This window comes from Hymenobacter artigasi (assembly GCF_012275535.1).
Taxonomy (GTDB): Bacteria; Bacteroidota; Bacteroidia; order Cytophagales; family Hymenobacteraceae; genus Hymenobacter; species Hymenobacter artigasi.
In genome coordinates, this window is record NZ_JAAVTK010000004.1 from 328,404 (window position 1) to 345,599 (window position 17,196).

The following is a 17,196-nucleotide window of genomic DNA, read 5'->3' on the forward strand; positions in this document are numbered from 1 at the left end:
CGGGTGGGCTACACAAAAGACGACCTTTTCTGTTGCCCTACTCAAAACACTCACCCCCGCCGCATGTCCGACATTTCCATTGCCGAATCCGTAGTCCTACCGCCCATTAAAGAGGTGGCCGCCCGCCTGGGCATTTCCGAGGACGACCTGGAGCCCTATGGCCGCCACAAGGCCAAGCTCCCCCTGCACCTGATTGACCCGGCAAAGGTGGCCGCCAGCAAGTTGATTCTCGTCACGGCCATCACCCCCACCCCGGCCGGCGAGGGCAAAACCACGGTGTCCATCGGCCTGGGCGACGGGCTGCACAAGCTAGGCAAAAAGGCCGTGGTGGTGTTGCGCGAGCCCTCGCTGGGGCCCGTTTTCGGGGCCAAGGGCGGGGCTACCGGCGGCGGCCGCTCGCAGGTGAGCCCAATGGCAGACATCAACCTGCACTTCACCGGCGACTTCAACGCCGTGGAAAAGGCCAACAACCTGCTGGCCGCCCTGCTCGACAACGCCATCCAGACGCCCAACCACCCGCTCAACATCGACCCGCGCACCGTGCTCTGGAAACGCTGCCTCGACCTGAACGACCGCAGCCTGCGCCAAATCATCATCGGGCTGGGCGGCAAAGCCAACGGGGTGATGCGCTCCGACGGCTTCAACATCACGGCCGCCTCAGAGGTGATGGCCATCCTGTGCCTGGCCACCAGCCTGCCCGACCTCAAGGCCAAGCTCGGCAACATCCTGGTGGCGTTCAGCTACGATAACAAGCCCATTTACGCCCGCCAGCTGCAGGCCGAGGACGCCATGGCCATTCTGCTGCGCGACGCGCTGAAGCCCAACCTGGTGCAAACCCTGGAGCAAACTCCCGCCCTGGTGCACGGCGGCCCCTTCGCCAACATTGCCCAGGGCACCAACACGGTGCTGGCCACCCGCATGGGCCTCTCGCTGGGCGACTACGTGGTGACGGAAGCCGGTTTCGGGGCCGACCTCGGGGCTGAGAAGTTTCTCAACATCAAGTGCGGCTACGCGGGCCTGGCCCCCGCCGCCGTGGTGCTGGTAGCCACCGTGCGCGCCCTGCGCCACCACGGCGGTGCCCCCGCGGCCGAGCTCAACACCCCCGACCTGGCCCGCTGTGAGCGGGGCTTTGCCAACCTGGCTAAGCACATCGAAAACGCCCAGAAGTTCGGCTACCAGCCCGTGGTGGCCATCAACCACTTCGTGACCGATACGCCCGAAGAAGTGGCCCTGGTGCAGCTGCTGTGCCAGGCCCTCGGTGTGGAGGCCGTCCTCAGCACCAGCTGGGCCGACGGCGGTGCCGGTGCCACCGCCTTGGCCGAGGCCGTATTGGCCAACATTGCCCAAGGCACCAACCACCTGCGCCCCCTCTATGCCTGGGACCAGCCGGTGAAAGCCAAAATTGAAACCATTGCTCGCGAAGTGTACGGCGCAGTCGGGGTCGACTACACGGCCCAGGCCGAAGCCGACCTGCGCCGCATCGACCGCCTGGGCCTGGCCGGGCTGCCCATTTGCATGGCCAAAACCCAAAAATCGTTTTCCGACAACGAGAAGCTCATCGGCCGGCCCGAAGGCTTCCGCGTCACCGTGCGCGAGTGTGAGCTGGCGGCCGGCGCGGGCTTCCTCATCCCCATCCTCGGCACGCTGCTGCGCATGCCGGGCCTGCCGCCCGTGCCCGCTTCCACCGGCATGGAAATCGACGACAACGGGGTGATTACGGGGTTGTCGTAGAGCCCAGCGGTTGCCGGCAGGGCCGCTGGCCTGATTGGCCGGAGCGCAGCTGTTTTCGTAAACCGGGACATTTCCCCAACCATCGCCATCCCGTCCACCATGCCCAAAACCACCAGACCCCGCGTTATCTGCCACATGATGAGCTCGCTCGACGGGCGCACCATTCTCAGCCGCTGGGGCCAGTCGCCCGATACGAAGGAGTACGAAGCCACCGCGGCCACCTTTGAGGCCGATGCCTGGATGTGCGGCCGCGTGACCATGGAAAAGGACTTCACCAAAGGCCTGGCCCCCAACCTGCAACCCGTGAGCCACCCGCTCGACCGCCTGGATTTCGTGGCCGACTACACCGCCACATCCTTCGCCATCGCCGTGGACGCCCACGGCAAGCTGGGCTGGAAATCCGGCTCCATCGACGACGACCATCTCATCACCATCCTCAGCGAGCAGGTGAGCGACGAATACTTGGCCTACCTGCGCAACCAGGGCGTTTCCTACCTCTTCGGCGGCAAGAAAGAGCTTGATTTAACGCTGGTGCTCGACAAGCTGGGCCGCCTCTTTCCCATCAAAACTATCCTGCTGGAAGGCGGCGGCCATATCAACGGCTCAATGCTCAAAGCTGGGCTGATTGACGAACTCAGCCTGCTGCATTTCCCCGTCATTGATGGGGCGGCCACTTCGGCCACCATTTTTGAGCAGGGTGAAAACCCGGGGCCGGCGGCGCAATTGAAATTAATTAGCGTGGAGCAGCGGCCGCATGGGGTTATTTGGCTGCGGTATGAAGTGGCGGCTTAGAATGCCTTAAGATTCAATGTTCAGCGACAGAATAATCTTACCGCCGCTTTCCTTGTAAACCAAAACTTCTGCTAAAACTAAATCGGCAATGTCATGGCCCCAAATGCCGTAGGTTCCATTAGTATGGTTCCTATTATAGGTCGTGGTTCGCTTTTCAGCAGGAATTGTTTTAGTGGTAGCAGTACGCTCTTCCTCCTCGTAAATCTTGTAGTAAGCCCTGCTGATATCTCGTAAAAGCTGCGCTCTGGTGAACCCTATTTTTGATTCTGCATCAAATCGAAATTCCTTTGCCAATGGATAATCAATCACAATTGTGACCTTTTTTTCAGGAATAACTATTTTGTTTGCATCAACAAGTTTTGAGATTTCACTTTCGGGATTTTCGATACTGGCCCAAGGAATCAAGCCATTTGCAAATTCCTTTTTATCGTCAGTTCTAACTTCGAAGGAGATGTTATTAAGTAACTCCCCATAACCATTAGTTTGCCTTTTTGAATAAGCTGTTTCTTTTGCACGTAATGCTGTGATATAATCCGTCAAACTATCAGCAGAAGCTACTGGGGCTTGCTTAGAATCGTCTTTCTTACTTTCCCCACAGCCAAGTAGCGAGATACATAAGCCAAGAAAAATCAGCGGGAAAAGCGCTTTACTATTAGCTTTCATTCCGCAACAAATTAATTGCGCACCGCAATCAACAAACCCAACTCCTTATACCGCAAATTAAATTTCTTCGCAATCATCGCATTCGTCAGTGAGCCTCGGTAGATATACACGCCGCTGCGGAAATGCTCGTTGGTGAACAGCACTTCGTTGATGCCGCCGTGCTGGCTGATTTCCTGGAGGATGGGCGTGAAGATGTTGCTCAGCGCGTTGGTGGCGGTGCGGGGCACGCGGGAGGCGATGTTGGGCACGCAGTAGTGCACCACGTCGTATTTGCGGAAAATGGGGCTGCTGTGGCTGGTCATCTCGCTGGTTTCGAAGCAGCCGCCCTGGTCGATGCTCACGTCGATGATGACAGAGCCGGAGGCCATGCTGGCCACCATTTCCTCGGGCACCATGAAGGGAATGCGGCCGTCTTCCACTGCCAGCGCGCCGATGACCACATCGGCCCGGCGAATTTGCTGGCTGAGCGCGAACGTGTCCAACGTGCTGGTGTAGAGCTGCATGCCCAGGTTGTGCTTGAGGCGGCGCAGCTTGTAGAGGTGGTTGTCGAACACTTTCACCTCGGCCCCGAGGCCGGTGGCGGCGCGGGCGGCGTACTCGGCCACCGTGCCGGCCCCGAGAATGACCACCTGCGACGGCGGCACGCCCGTGATGCCACCCAGAATGATGCCCTTGCCCTCGTTGGAACGGGCCAGGTATTCGGCCGCAATCAGCATCACCGTTGAGCCCGCGATTTCGCTCATGGCGCGCACTACGGGGCGGGCCCCGCTGGGATCTTTCATCAGCTCAAAGCCGATGGCGTTGATTTTTTTGCGCGAGAGGGCCGAAATGTATTCCTGCGTCATGGAGCCCATCTGGAGGGCCGAAATCAGGGTTTGGCCGGAATGCAGCAGCTCAATTTCTTCGAGCGTGGGCGGGGCTACTTTCAGCAGAATATCGGCTTTGAACACCTCCTCGGTGGAGTAGGCAATCTGCGCGCCGGCTTCGGAGTAATCGTGGTCGGCGTACTTACTGGGCTCGCCCGCACCGGCCTCCATCACTACTTCGTGGCCGGCCGAAACGAGGTGCTGCACGGCTTCGGGCGTCAGGCCGAGGCGGTTTTCCTGGAGCGAGGTTTCGCGTGGCATCCCGATGAAGAGCTTGCGCTTGCGCGTTTCCACGGCCAGCATCGATTCCTGCGTGAAATAGGCGCGGCTGGTGGCCAAGGACTCAAAACCGGAGGGTAGCTGCTCGGGCATTTTAGAAAATTATAAATTATAAATTACGAATTAAAAATCTTGAAACAATTAATAATCACTGGGCATATCGGAATATGCGAGGGCAATTTTTAATTCTTAATTAATAATTTTTAATTCAATCTCCCGGGTTTCATCCGGCAATACCAGCACGCGCACTTCGAGGTAGGGCACGGGCAAAAGTGCCGCCACGCGGGCCGGCCATTCTACCAAACAAAGATACCCGGAATCGAGGTACTCCGTTGCGCCCATCTGCTCGGCTTCGACGATGGAGTCAATCCGGTAGAAGTCGAAGTGGTAAATAGGCGTGTCGCGGGCATCGCGGTACTCGTTTACGAGGGAAAACGTGGGGCTGCTCACGTCATCAACCACGCCCAGCGCACCGGCCAGCGCCCGGATGAGCGTGGTTTTGCCGGCCCCCATCTCGCCCTCAAAGGCCACCACCGAACAGCCGGCTTCGGCAATGGCCGCCTGCAGGCGGGTGGCGGCAGCGGGCAGGTCCGCCAGGGAAGGAACGGTGAGGATAAGGGGATGCATTGGGCGAAAATACCGCCGTAATGGCAGAAACGGGTAGCTTTTTTTGGAATATCGCCGGCTCAACTACACCTTTACACTTTGGCGGGGCCGCTAAGCAGTTCATTCCAAAGGCTATATCTGTGGCTTTGGAAAGCGGGCTTTGTGCGGGCCACCCACCGGCCGGGGACTCCTGTTTCCCGGCTTCTTCCTCCGATTTCTACCCAATCGCTACCCGATGCCCCATTTTTACCCGCGCTGGTCTGGCAGAGGCACAACCGGTTTTTACCCGTTGCTGCTCGCCGGAATCAGTTGTTTCGCACCTTTGGCCGGCCAAGCCCAGAGCCGCTCCACGCTGAGCGGGACCGTGAGCAGCGCCGCTGGCGTGCCCGTGGAGTTTGCCACCGTAACCCTGCACCGCGCCACCGATTCGGTGGCCGTAAAATCTGAGCTCAGCGACGAGCAGGGCCGGTTCCAGCTGGAGGCGGCGGCGGGTGGCTCCTACCGGGTTTCGGTGGCGCAGGTGGGGTTTGCCTGGTACTGGAGCCCGGTGTATGCGCTGCCGGTGGCCGGCCTGGCCGTGCCGGCTATCCGCTTGGCAACCAGCCAAGCTACTACCCTGAAGGAAGTGACCGTAACGGCCCGCAAGCCCCTGTTTGAGCACCTGGCCGACCGCACCGTGGTGAATGTGGCCGACAGCCCGCTCACGGCCGGGGCCACCACGCTGGAGGTGCTGACCCGCGCGCCGGGCGTGACCCTGGCCGGAGATGATATCCTGGCCCTGCGCGGCCGCCTGGGCCTGCTGGTGGTCATCGATGGCAAGCGCGTGCCCCTCACCGGCACGGAGCTGGCCGACTACCTCAGGGCCCTGCCCGCCGAGCAGCTGCAAAGCATCGACCTGATTACCAACCCACCGGCGCAGTACGACGCCCAGGGCGGCGCGGGCGTGATTGACATTCACCTAAAAAAGGACCAGCGCCTGGGCACCAACGGCAGTGCCAACGCCAGCTACGGACGGGGCGAGTACGGCAAATTCGTGGGCGGCTTCGGGCTCAATCACCGGCGCAAACGCCTGAACCTGTACGGCAACTATGCTTACACCGACCGGCACGGGTTTGTGCGGGTCGATTTCAACCGGCAGTTTGGGGCCACGGCGCTGCTGCCGGCCGCCAGCAGCGTGCAGGCCAACGAGCAGCTGTCGTGGCTGCGCTCGCACAGCGGGAAAGTCGGGCTGGATTTGACGCTTTCCAAACGCACGCAGCTCGGCGTTTCGGTCACCGCGCTGGCCAGCCAGACCACGAACACGACCACCAATCAGACCCAGCTCTACAACGCGGCCGGCGAAGCGGCCGACCACTATTCTGCGGCGGTAGCGCAGGACATCAACCGGCCCAACGGCAGCGCCAACCTCAACCTGCGCCACGCCTTCGCCGACTCGGCCACGGCCGCCGCCCTCACCGCCGACGCCGACTACGCCCGCTACCACACCACCCGCCTGATGGCGCTCAATACGTATTTCGACGCGCCGGCCCGGCCTTCTACCCTGCTCACCGGCGACCAGCGCAACAACCTGAGCATTGGGGCGGCGAAGGTTGATTTCAGCCTGCCCCTGCCCCACCGCACACGCCTGGAAACCGGCGCAAAGGTGACCCGGGTACAGACCGATAACGACGCCGTTTTTTGGTTCAACGGCGCTTTTAGCCCGGCCCTTTCGAGCAGCTTTCAGTACCGCGAAAACGTGAATGCCGCGTATGTGAGCCTGAAGGGTGCGGCCGCCCAAACCACCTGGCAGGCGGGCCTGCGCGCCGAGCAGACCAATACGCAGGCCGATTTTACGGGCGAAGCCAGCCGTGAGCGGCACTACCTCAACCTGTTTCCCAGCGCCACGGTACAGCGCACGCTCAGCACCCGGCACGCGCTGGGCCTGGCCGTGGCCCGGCGCATCGACCGTCCCAACTACGCGCAGCTGAACCCATTGCGGGCCTATCTCGACGCAACTTCCTATAGCGCCGGCAACCCCGATTTGGTGGCCCAGACCAGCTATTCGGTCGAGCTCACGCACACTTACCGCCAGAAGTTCATCAGCGCCCTGGCCTATGCCCGCACCGACCAGCCCATTGTGAACGTGGTGCTGCCCGCCCCCGACGGCGGCCGCCTGGTGGTGAACCGCAACGTGAACCTGAGCACCCTGCACAACTACAGCCTCACCCTCACCGCGCCCCTGGAGCTCAGCAAATGGTGGACGCTCTACGCCAACGGCACCTTCTATTACGCGCGCTACGTGGGCTACCTGGCCGGCACCGCCCTCGACCGGGGCCAGCTGGCCTGCACCCTCACCGCCAACAATAGCTTCACAATGCCGGGCGGCTGGTCGGTCGATGTGAACGGGCTCTACGAGTCACGGGAAGTGTATGGGTTTGAGGTTATCCGGCCACGCGGCCAGGTATCGGCGGGGCTGCAAAAAAGCATCTGGAAAAAGCAGGGCACCCTGCGCCTGAACGCGGCCGACATTTTCTATACCACGCCCCTGCGCATTACCTCCACCTACGCCGGCTTCACCGAAACCTTCTTTACCCGGCAGGACTCGCGGGTGGTTACGGCGGCCCTCACCTACCGTTTCGGCAGCAGCAAAGTGACGGCCGCCCGCAAGCGCGCCGCCGGGGCCGACGAGGAGCTGCGCCGCGCCGCCGGACAGTAGCGCCTGCGGAGAAATAAGTACGGCTGTCATTCTGAGCATTCTGCGAATCAAGCAGCGACGAAGGAGACCTTATTACGTTTGCGCTGGACGTGCTTACTGCCAGTTTTTCTGGCGTGACAAGGTCCTTCGCTACGCTCAGGATGACAACCCTCCAGGTTCTTCATTTTTATTAAGCGCGGCGGCTTTTACCTTCGTGGGCCGAAGCGGCATTCATTTCTCCGTTTTCCCCATGCAAGTATCCAAGATGGCAGCCGGCCTTATCGGCTCCGAAATCATTCGAATTGGCAACCAGGTAAGCGAGCAGGTGCGCCAGGGCGCGAACATCTGCAACCTGACTATCGGTGATTTTGACTCCAAGATTTTTCCGATTCCGGCCGGTCTTACGGCTGGCATTGTCGCGGCCTACCAGGCCGGCATGACCAACTACCCGCCCGCCGCCGGCATGGGCGAGCTGCGCGACAGCGTATCGGCCTTCCTGAAAACCCGCCAGGGCCTGGACTACGGCCCCAATGACATTCTGATTGCCGGCGGCTCGCGCCCGCTCATCTACGCCACCTACCGTGCCCTGCTGGACGAAGGCGACAAGGCTATTTTCCCGCTGCCCAGCTGGAACAACAACCACTACTGCCACCTTGTAGGGGCCACGCCGGTTGCCGTACCCACGCTGCCCGAAAACGACTTCATGCCCACGGCCGCCGACCTGGCCCCGCACGTGGCCGGTGCCACGCTGCTGGCCCTGTGCTCGCCGCTGAACCCCACCGGCACCTTATTCACCAAGGAAGGCCTGGAAGAAATATGCGACCTGGTGATTGCCGAAAACAAGCGCCGTGGTCCCGACGAAAAGCCGCTCTACATCCTCTACGACCAGATTTACTGGCTCCTCACCTTTGGCGATGCCAAGCACTACGACCCCGTAAGCCTGCGCCCCGAGCTGCGCGATTACGTCATCTACATCGACGGTACGTCGAAGTGCTTTGCCGCCACCGGCGTGCGCGTGGGCTACAGCTTCGGGCCGACCGGCATTATCGAGAAGATGAAGTCCATCCTGGGCCACGTTGGGGCTTGGGCCCCCAAAGCCGAACAGGTGGCCATGGGTAAATTCCTGCCTCAGACCGCTGCCGTTGATGAGTTCCTGACCAGCATTAAAGGCCGCCTGCAAAGCTCCCTGACTGCGCTGTTCGACGGCTTGAAGGAGCTGAAAGCCCAGGGCTGCCCCGTCGATGCCGTGGCACCAGCCGGGGCCATCTACCTCACCGCCAAAATCGACGTGCTGGGCCGCACCGCCCCCGACGGCACCGTGCTCACCACCACCGCCGAGCTCACCTCCTACCTCATCGCCGAAGCCAAGCTGGCGCTGGTGCCCTTCAGCGCCTTCGGCTCGCCGGCCACCGAGCCCTGGTTCCGCGCCTCGGTGGGAGCCGAAACGGTGGAGTCTATTGCGGCCGCACTGCCACGCCTGAAAGCGGCCTTGGATAAGCTGAAATAGCTTATTGCCGGATAAAAGAGCGGTAGTCTGACACGAAGTGGTGCGACGAAGCCCGGTGGGCAATTCGTCGCACCATCTGTTTTTGGGTCATTGCCAAAAGGAAGCCCCTTTCCCGCTAAGAAGCAGTTTAAGTTAGCGAAGAATACCGCTGGAACGGTGTAGAGACGCATCTTTGCGTCTTGTCGTTGAAGGAAATCGCCCAACGACAAGACGCAAAGATGCGTCTCTACACCGTTTGAAATCAGAAGAATTGACTCAAACGGCTTCTAAAGTTCGGGATATAAAAAGGAGTCCGGTGCCGCTTTGAGCTGCCTGCTTCCGAAACCCATGCAGCCCCGCCGGGACGCCTTTCAGGTGCCCTGGCGGGGCTGCATGGGTTTCGGCGGCTGGTGTTTTTGTTGCTGGTTTAAGCATGCTCCGGTCCGAATCGCATACACGTCGACAGCTCAATAAATCGGGAATTCAACGACTCTATTTTTCAGATTATCGTCTGATAAATAGAGTGCGGATGGTTTTCAATTTTTAACAAAAAACTGATTATCAATTATATAACAACTGTTTTGTGTTTTGGCACTTCCTTGGCCTTGCCCCGGCCAAACGAACTACCATGCTTAACAAAACTGAAAAAATATTCCTGGTCGACGACGACCCTTATTGCCGCTGTTTGATAGAGCATGCGGTGCGCAGCCATGGCTATAGCGACGTGCACCTGTTTGAAAGCGGCGGGGCCTGCCTGGATGCGCTCATCGAGGAACCCGATATTATTTTTCTGGACCAGAGCATGGGCAGCGTGTCGGGCACCGACGCCCTGCGGGCCATCAAGCGCTTCAACCCCGATACCTACGTGGTGCTCGTGAGTGGGCAGCGCCACGTGCAGGTAGCCGTGGATTCCCTCAAGCTTGGGGCGTTCGACTACGTGGTCAAGGACGACCACCTCACCACCCGGCTCATCACGGTGCTCGACAAAATTGGCACGGTGAGCCAGCTGCTGGCCCAGCGCCAGGCACCTCAGCCCTCGCGGCTTAAGGCCTTCTTTTCCTCCTTTTCCAGGCCGGCACCCGTGGTGGGTGCGCCTTCCCTTTCCAATACCCCTCATGATTCAATTAGTACACCTTCGCGGCCCACTGGGTCTGATTCTCTTGCTCGCACTTGGCTTGCTGAGCAGCTGCACCCAAAACCTGTTCACTACTAAAAAGGCGCTGCCGGCACCAAGTACCCTCGACGTGGGCCCGGGCTATCAGTACCACCTGCGCAAGGACGACAAAGTCAGCCTCAGCGTGTGGGACCACGAGGAGTTGAGCGTGGGCTCCATCTACGGGCACTACAGCGTGAACGAAATAGAGGGCAAATGGCTGCTGGTGGACGCCACCGGCGGCCTGAACGTGCCCAAGGTGGGCTCCTACCACGTGGAGGGCCTTACGGTGCCCGAGGCGGAGGAAATGCTGGAGAAAGTACTGAGCAAGTGGATTGTGAACCCGCAGCTGACCCTGAAAGTGCTGAACATGGAAGCCACCGTGCTGGGCGAAGTAGGCATTCCCGGCAAGCAGCGCTTTGAGAAAGAGCGCAACACCCTGGTGGAGGTGCTGGGCAAGGCCGGCGACTTTGGCGCCTACGCCGACAAGCGCCATGTGAAAGTGCTGCGCCAGGATGCCACCGGCACCAAAACCACCGAAGTAGACCTGACCCAGCTCAGCAGCTTCGAGCGCAACAACCTAGTGATTGTGCCCGGTGACGTGGTGTACGTACCGGCCAAAAACGGCAAGCAGTTCGACCGCAAAGCGCCGTCGGTGCTGGGCATTGCCTCCATCGTGAGCACCATTCTCATTCTGACCCGCTTCTTCTTATAATCCCTTTCCAATGAGCGAATTGAAACAAACCTCCCGCCTGCTGCGCCCCTTGTGGCGGGGCCTGCCCGTGGTGCTGGTGTGCCTGGGCCTGAGCCTGGCCGCCGCCTGGCAATACCTGCGCTACGCCACGCCGATGTACGAAAGCACGGCCAAAATCAAGCTGGCCGACGTGAACGAAGGGGCCATGAACACGACCCTGATTAAGAACCTGGACGCCTTCTCGGGCACCGACCGCAGCAGCGCCGAAGCCGAGCTGGTGCGCTCGCCCCTGCTGCTGGGCCGTGCGCTGGACCGCCTGTCCTTCGCCTTCGACCTGAGCACCTACCGCGTGGGCAAGCTGCGCACCACCGAAATGTACCGCGCCAGCCCTTTTCGGGTGGCACTGACGCTGCGCAACCCGAAGTGGGCCGAGAAGGCCATCGACCTGCGCATCGACGCCGCCGGGGCCCTGACGCTGACCGCGCCATCGGGCGAAGTGGTGAGCGGCCGCCTGGGCCAGCCCATGCAGCTAACCGGCGCGGAAGTAACCATTACCCGCAACGAGGAGCAGCTGAAAAACCGCCCCGACGTGCCCCTCGCCGACCACTACCGCCTGGTGCAGCACGACCGTGGCCAGCTGATTGAGGCCCTCGGCAGCCAGCTCGACGTGAGCAGCACCGACCACAACGTGCCCGTGCTGCGCATCAGCTACCAGAGCCCGGTGCCCCAGAAGGCCGCTGACTTGGTAAACGCCCTCACGGCCGTATATCTGGATGATTACCTGGCTACTAAGTACAAGGTGGTGAATGCCACCTCGCAGTCGATTGCCGAGCAGCTGAAGACCGTGCGCCGCACACTCTCGCACTCGGAAGACACCGTGGAGCAATACCGCGACAAGAAGAGCATCGTTAACATCAAGCAGGAAACCGAAACTGACCTGCGCAAGATTGCGGAGCTGAAAATCCAACGCGCCAACATCCAGATGAGCCTGGCCGCCGCCAACGACCTCTACCGCTACATGACCAACGGGAAGGACCACGCCCTGGCGCTGGCCCCCAACTTCGAGACGTTCAACGACTTGCTCTCGACGGATATCATCAAGAAAATCAAGGACCTGCAGGCGGAAAAGCACGACCTGCTGCTGCGCTTCACGCCCGAAGATGCCCAGGTGCAAACCGTGGACCTGAAGCTGGCCGACCTCAACAGCTACCTGCTGGAAAGCATCCGGAACACGCGCACCAGCCTCACCATCCGCGCCCGCGACATCGACCGCACCATTCGGCAGTCGCAGGGCGTGTTTACGGGCCTGCCCACCCGCGAGAAAGATTTGGCCATTCTGGAGCGTGATTTTCAGCTGAATGAGAAGCTGTATACCTTCCTGCGGGAAAAGGAAACCGAAGCGGAGATTGCCAAGGCCACGCCCATTTCCTACCACCGCGTGATTGCCGATGGCCTGGTACCCACCGAGCCCACCTCCCCGCACCGGGGCTTCGTGCTGCTGGTGTCCGGCTTTTTGGGCCTGCTGGTGGGCTCGCTGCTGGCCTACCTGATTGCGGGCGTGAGCGCGACGCCGGGCGATGCTTACGCGGTGCAAAAAGAGGCTTCTACGCCACTGGCGGCCACTATTCCGCATTTGGGCGAAGACCTGGAAGGCCAGCTGGCCTTCTTCAAGCAGCTGGCCACGCGGCTGGCGCTCAAGGGCTTCTTCGTGCCCGGCAGCAAGCTGGTGGTGAGTGCTTTCTCGAACAAGGAAGGGCAGTCGTTTTTCTTTGAGCACCTGCGGCAGGCGTTGGCCTTGCAGGGCCTGAAAGTGCGCGCCCTGGTGCTGCGCGATGCGACGTCGCCAAACCCCGACGCCCAGCCCGATGAGCTGCTGCTTATCCAAAACCTGACCCTGGCCCAGGACAGCCACGCCCTGGCTGTGATGACCGGTGCGCAGGCCAACCTGTTCGTCATCGACAGCCGCACCACGCCCACCGCCCGCCTCGCCGAGCTGGACCTGCTGGTGGCCGAATACCAGCTGCCCAATGTGCAGCTCTGCCTGAACCGCGACGGCTACGACCCCGGCTTCCTGCGCATCGCGGCCCGCCGCCTGCGCCGCTGGACCCGCCACGTCCCGCAAGCTGCCGCCGAACCCACGGGCCTGCCCCTGCCCGCCGGCCTCGACCTGCAAGCATGAACCCAACCCTGAACACGATGCTACCGAAGCCGCTCCGGGCCCTGCGCCTGGAGCGGCTTCGGCTGTCGCCGCGCTACTGGGTGGTGGCGGGCCAGGCCACGGTGAGCGCCACCAGCTTTCTGACCAACATCTTCATTGCCAGGCTGTGCGGCCTGGCCACCTTTGGCGAGTACAGCGCCTGGCAGCTGGTGCTGCTGCTGCTGCTGGCGGTGCAGGGGGCCGTTATCACGCAGCCCATGCAGGTGGTGGTGGGCGCGCTGCCCGCCACCCGCCGGGCCGCCTACCAGCAACTGCTGCTGGCGCTGCAGCTGATTTTTAGCCTGCTGGCGGTGGCGGGTGTGGTGGCGGGCGCCCGCCTGCTGCCCCAAGCCGCTGCGGTGCTGCCGGCTTTTGTGGTGCTGCTGGCCGCCACCGGGGGGCAGGATACGCTTCGCAAGCTGCTGCTGGCCGATGGCAAAGTGCAGGCGGCCCTGGCCAGCGACGTGCTCTCGGCCGGCGGGCAGCTGCTGGTGCTGCTGGCCCTGGCGCTCGGCCCCCAACCGGCCACGCTGGCCCAGGTGATGTGGGCCGTGGGCCTCACCACCGTGCCGGCGCTGCTGCTGGGCGGGCGGGTGCTGGGCGCGTGGCCCAGCCTGCGCGGCCTGCGCCGCTTTGGGCGGCGGCACTGGCGGCAGGCGCGCTGGCTACTGCCCACGTCGCTGCTCCAGTGGGGCTCGGCCAACGTGCTGCTGGTGTTTGCGGGCTGGGCGGGCTCGCCGGCCATGCTGGGCGTGCTGCGGCTGGCCCAAACGGCCATGGGCATCTTCAACCTGGGGCTGCAGGCGGTGGAGAATTATGCGTTGCCGCGCCTCAGCCAGAGCTTCTACCAAGCGCCCCAGCTGTTTGGCAAGCAGCGGGCGGCGCTGGCCCGCAAGATGCTGCTGGCGGCCGTGCCGGTACTGGCGCTGCTGGCCCTGGCGGCCGGGCCGCTGGTGGCGCGCTTCGGTCCGGCGGGCGGCAGCCAGTACGCTGATTTGCTGCGCTGGTGCTGTCTGCTCTACGTGGTGATTCTGCTGGTGTACCCGCTCCGGCTCACCATCCGCCTGCAGGCCGATTCGCGCCATTATTTCGTGGGCTACGTGCTCAGCATCGTGGCTTCGCTGCTATCGGTGCGCTGGCTCACGGGGCACTACCAGGCCAGCGGCGTGGTGCTGGGCTGGCTGCTGGCCCAGCTGGTGCTGGGCGGCTACTGGGCGCTGGCCCTGCGCCGCACCGCGCCGGTGGTCAGGTGATAAGCAGTATGGGGTGTAAAGATGCAAGGCGTTGCGTATCTACATCTTGGCTAACAATCCTTTACCAACAATATGTCGCCCGTCGGGGCTCAGTGAATCTGCTTTGCGTAGCTCCTGAAAAACAACAATTGTGGGGGCTGATTGAAATAGCTCCACTTTTCAGACGATACTCTGAAAAGTGGAGCTATTTCAATCAAATCTATATCAATACTTACTGAATATCAATACATTAATTCGATTAACAAGTTCTGGCACCGCGTTGGCCTTAGCCACTGCCAAACGAATTGCCACGCCGAACAGCGCGCACCCAAGCCTACTGCTCGTCACTTAGTAACTACCATGAAAATCATTCACTTAATCCTCGGCAAAGCCAACCCCGAACGCATGAACGGGGTGAACAAGGTGGTGCACGCGCTGGCCACCCAGCAGCAGCGCGCCGGGGCCGATGTGGCCGTGTGGGGCATCACCGCCGACCTCAGCGAAAACTACCCGGCCCGCGAGTTTGCGACCCGGCTGTTTCCGGCGCAGCGCAACCCGTTTGGGGTGGCCAAAGCGCTGCTGGCAGCTCTGGACGAGCTGAGCCGCGGCTCGGCGGTGGTGCATTTGCACGGGGCGTTTATTCCGGCGTTTTATACGCTGGCGCGGCGGCTCACGGCGCTCGACATCCCGTATGTGCTCACGCCGCACGGCAGCTACAGCCCGGCGGCCCGGCGCAAAAGCTGGCTCACCAAGCTGGCCTACGCATTTTTGTTTGAGGGCTACCTGCTGCGGCACTCGGCACGGGTCCACTGCCTGGGCCTGAGCGAGGTAACGGGCGTGGAGCACATGAGCCACACCGTGCGCACCAGCCTGATGCCCTACGGCTTTGAGCCGCCCCAGGCGGTGCTGCCCCTGTTTCCGGCCGCGCGGGGCCGCTTCCGGGTGGGCTTCTGCGGCCGGCTCGATGACAACCACAAGGGCCTGGACTGCCTGCTGGCCGGCTTCGCCGAATTTGCCCGGCTGGTGCCCGAGGCCGAGCTGTGGGTAATTGGCGACGGCCCCGACCGCCAACTGGTGGCCGACTGGGCCGCCGAAGCCCCGGAAGGCTCGGTGCAGCTGCTGGGCAGCCGCTACGGCGATGAGAAAATTGCCCTGCTGGGCCAGCTCGATGTATTTGCTCACACCTCCCACTACGAGGGCCTGCCCACCGCCGTGCTCGAAGCCGTGGCCCTGGGCATACCGTGCGTGGTGACCGAGGCCACCAACCTGGGCAGCTACGTGCGCGAGTTTGGCTGCGGCGAAGTGTTGGCCACCGCCAGCCCGGCCCTGCTCACCGATGCCCTGCACCGCCTGTACGCCCAATGGGCCGCTGCCCCGGCCGAAACCGAGGCGCTGGCCCTGCGCTGCCGCCGCATGGTGCGCACCGCCTTCAGCTGGCCCAACCTGCTGCCCGCCTACGAACAAATGTACCAGGAAGCCCTCGCGGCCTAACTTATTTATGGCCAAACCTCTACCTTCCGCCGCGCCGCACCGGGTGTTTCTGCGCACCATGGGCGGGCTGCTCACCCTGATTGTGCTCATCAAGCTCGCCGGCTTTTTTGCCTGGAACGATGACATTGGCGTCACCCGTATCCTGAAGCTGGTGACCCGCCTGGGCATGACGGCCGCCGTCATCGGCGCGTATTCGCTGATAATCCGCCGGGGCGCGGTGGACTCGTTTCGCTGGCGCAACAGCCCGGTGCCGCTGCTCTACGGGGCCTACCTGGCGCTGGGGCTGGCCTCGCTGCTCTGGTCGCGCAACCCCGGCTACTCGTTTCTGCAGTGGATGATGGACATGGAAAGCCTCGTGTTTGCCTACTACTTCGTGAAGTGCTTTTTGCTGCTCAAGGAGTTTTTCCCGGATAGCCAGGTGCGCTTTTACCACGTGCTGGGCAATGCCGTGTTCGTGATTCTGCTGGTGTTTCTGGTGGGTGCGCTGGTAGCGCCCGACGTGTTTTACCGCCTCACCCACGGCGGCGAGGAGGCCCGCCTGGGCGGCTACCTTATGAATCCCAACGAGCTGGGCATGCTGTGCGTGGTGGGCATTGCCTGCCTCATGTTTGACTTGCAGCGCCACCACCGCACGGTGCTCACGGTGGTTAAAATCGGGCTGCTGCTGCTGGCGCTGGTGCTCACCGGGTCGCGCTCGTCGCTGGTGGGGTTTGTGCTGGTGCTGTTTTTCCATATCAGGCAGGCGGGCAACCCGCGTATTAAGTGGGCTGCCAATGCGGCCGTGCTGCTGGGCGTAGTGGCCCTGGTACCGCTGCTCTTCATCAAGCAGGGCGGGCTGGAGGAAGTGCTGAGCATGACCGGCCGGCTGCCCTTCTGGCACGCGCTGCTCACGGAGGCGCTGCCCCGCGAGCCGCTGCTGGGCTACGGCTTCATGCGCATCAGCTACGGCGAGTATTTCCAGAGCGTGCACACCTACGCCGCCCAGATGGCCCACAACACCTTCATTCAGGTGCTGCTGAACCTGGGGCTGGTGGGCTTCACCATTGCCATGCTCCAGCTGGGCTTCACCATCCGGGCCTTCGTGCGGCAGGCCGACCCGCAGGTGCGGCTGCTGGGGGCGGGCCTGCTCATCCCCATTCTCATCAATTCCTTCACCGAGTTCGGCATTTTTGGCATGACGAACTATGGCATCCTGTTCTATCAGTTCCTCATCTTTTTCGGCAGCCTGCACTACCACGCCCGGCTCTCGCCCGGCGAGCAGCTCTGGCTGCACCGCCGCCGCCCCGAGCTGGCCCTGGCCGTAGCCTGAGCTGACCCCAGGCGCACTCAATT

13 protein-coding genes are annotated in these 17,196 nt (G+C 62.1%); 10 read left to right on the plus strand and 3 right to left on the minus strand.

The annotated features are described in order from the left end of the window. Positions 1-63: 63 nt before the first annotated feature. Complete coding sequence (locus HBN54_RS09580; protein ID WP_168672961.1) at positions 64-1,731, plus strand: formate--tetrahydrofolate ligase; 1,668 nt, start codon at positions 64-66, stop codon at positions 1,729-1,731. Between the two features lie 99 nt (positions 1,732-1,830). Then, positions 1,831-2,523 (plus strand): RibD family protein, encoded by a 693-nt coding sequence (locus tag HBN54_RS09585; protein ID WP_168672962.1) that lies wholly within the window; start codon positions 1,831-1,833, stop codon positions 2,521-2,523. A gap of 6 nt (positions 2,524-2,529) precedes the next feature. Here HBN54_RS09585 and HBN54_RS09590 read toward each other — a convergent pair whose 3' ends face one another. The 3 genes from HBN54_RS09590 to tsaE form a co-directional block, all read right to left on the minus strand. Further along, entirely contained in the window at positions 2,530-3,186 is a 657-nt protein-coding gene (locus HBN54_RS09590; protein WP_168672963.1) for a hypothetical protein, read from the minus strand. 11 nt (positions 3,187-3,197) lie between these two features. Continuing rightward, positions 3,198-4,424 (minus strand): alanine dehydrogenase, encoded by a 1,227-nt coding sequence (locus HBN54_RS09595; RefSeq protein WP_168672964.1) that lies wholly within the window; start codon positions 4,422-4,424, stop codon positions 3,198-3,200. A gap of 96 nt (positions 4,425-4,520) precedes the next feature. After that, positions 4,521-4,958 carry a tRNA (adenosine(37)-N6)-threonylcarbamoyltransferase complex ATPase subunit type 1 TsaE gene (tsaE, locus tag HBN54_RS09600; protein ID WP_168672965.1) on the minus strand — a complete coding sequence of 146 codons (438 nt, stop codon included), beginning with the start codon at positions 4,956-4,958 and terminating at the stop codon, positions 4,521-4,523. Between the two features lie 301 nt (positions 4,959-5,259). Here tsaE and HBN54_RS09605 point away from each other — a divergent pair, with 301 nt between their 5' ends. The 8 genes from HBN54_RS09605 to HBN54_RS09640 all read left to right on the plus strand — a co-directional run bounded on the left by HBN54_RS09605 (position 5,260) and on the right by HBN54_RS09640 (position 17,173). Then, positions 5,260-7,632 (plus strand): outer membrane beta-barrel protein, encoded by a 2,373-nt coding sequence (locus HBN54_RS09605; RefSeq protein ID WP_168672966.1) that lies wholly within the window; start codon positions 5,260-5,262, stop codon positions 7,630-7,632. A gap of 229 nt (positions 7,633-7,861) precedes the next feature. Then, positions 7,862-9,118, plus strand: coding sequence for a pyridoxal phosphate-dependent aminotransferase (locus HBN54_RS09610; protein WP_168672967.1), 1,257 nt, complete (start codon positions 7,862-7,864; stop codon positions 9,116-9,118). A 607-nt stretch (positions 9,119-9,725) separates the two neighbouring features. Then, positions 9,726-10,310 (plus strand): response regulator, encoded by a 585-nt coding sequence (locus HBN54_RS09615; protein WP_168672968.1) that lies wholly within the window; start codon positions 9,726-9,728, stop codon positions 10,308-10,310. Then, the gene (locus tag HBN54_RS09620; RefSeq protein ID WP_168672969.1) at positions 10,258-10,965 is read left to right on the plus strand and encodes a polysaccharide biosynthesis/export family protein; all 708 of its coding nucleotides are present in this window, start codon (positions 10,258-10,260) and stop codon (positions 10,963-10,965) included. The genes HBN54_RS09615 and HBN54_RS09620 overlap by 53 nt, the downstream gene beginning before the upstream one ends. A gap of 10 nt (positions 10,966-10,975) precedes the next feature. Beyond that, the gene (locus tag HBN54_RS09625) at positions 10,976-13,123 is read left to right on the plus strand and encodes a GumC family protein (protein ID WP_168672970.1); all 2,148 of its coding nucleotides are present in this window, start codon (positions 10,976-10,978) and stop codon (positions 13,121-13,123) included. Further along, entirely contained in the window at positions 13,120-14,394 is a 1,275-nt protein-coding gene (locus HBN54_RS09630) for an MATE family efflux transporter (protein WP_168672971.1), read from the plus strand. Before HBN54_RS09625 ends, HBN54_RS09630 begins: the two co-directional genes overlap by 4 nt. Positions 14,395-14,733: 339 nt before the next feature. Then, positions 14,734-15,864: a glycosyltransferase family 4 protein gene (locus HBN54_RS09635; protein WP_168672972.1), complete on the plus strand. Its 1,131-nt coding sequence runs from the start codon at positions 14,734-14,736 to the stop codon at positions 15,862-15,864. Between the two features lie 7 nt (positions 15,865-15,871). Beyond that, positions 15,872-17,173, plus strand: a complete 1,302-nt coding sequence (locus tag HBN54_RS09640) for an O-antigen ligase family protein (RefSeq protein ID WP_168672973.1) — start codon at positions 15,872-15,874, stop codon at positions 17,171-17,173. The last annotated feature ends 23 nt before the right edge of the window (positions 17,174-17,196 follow it).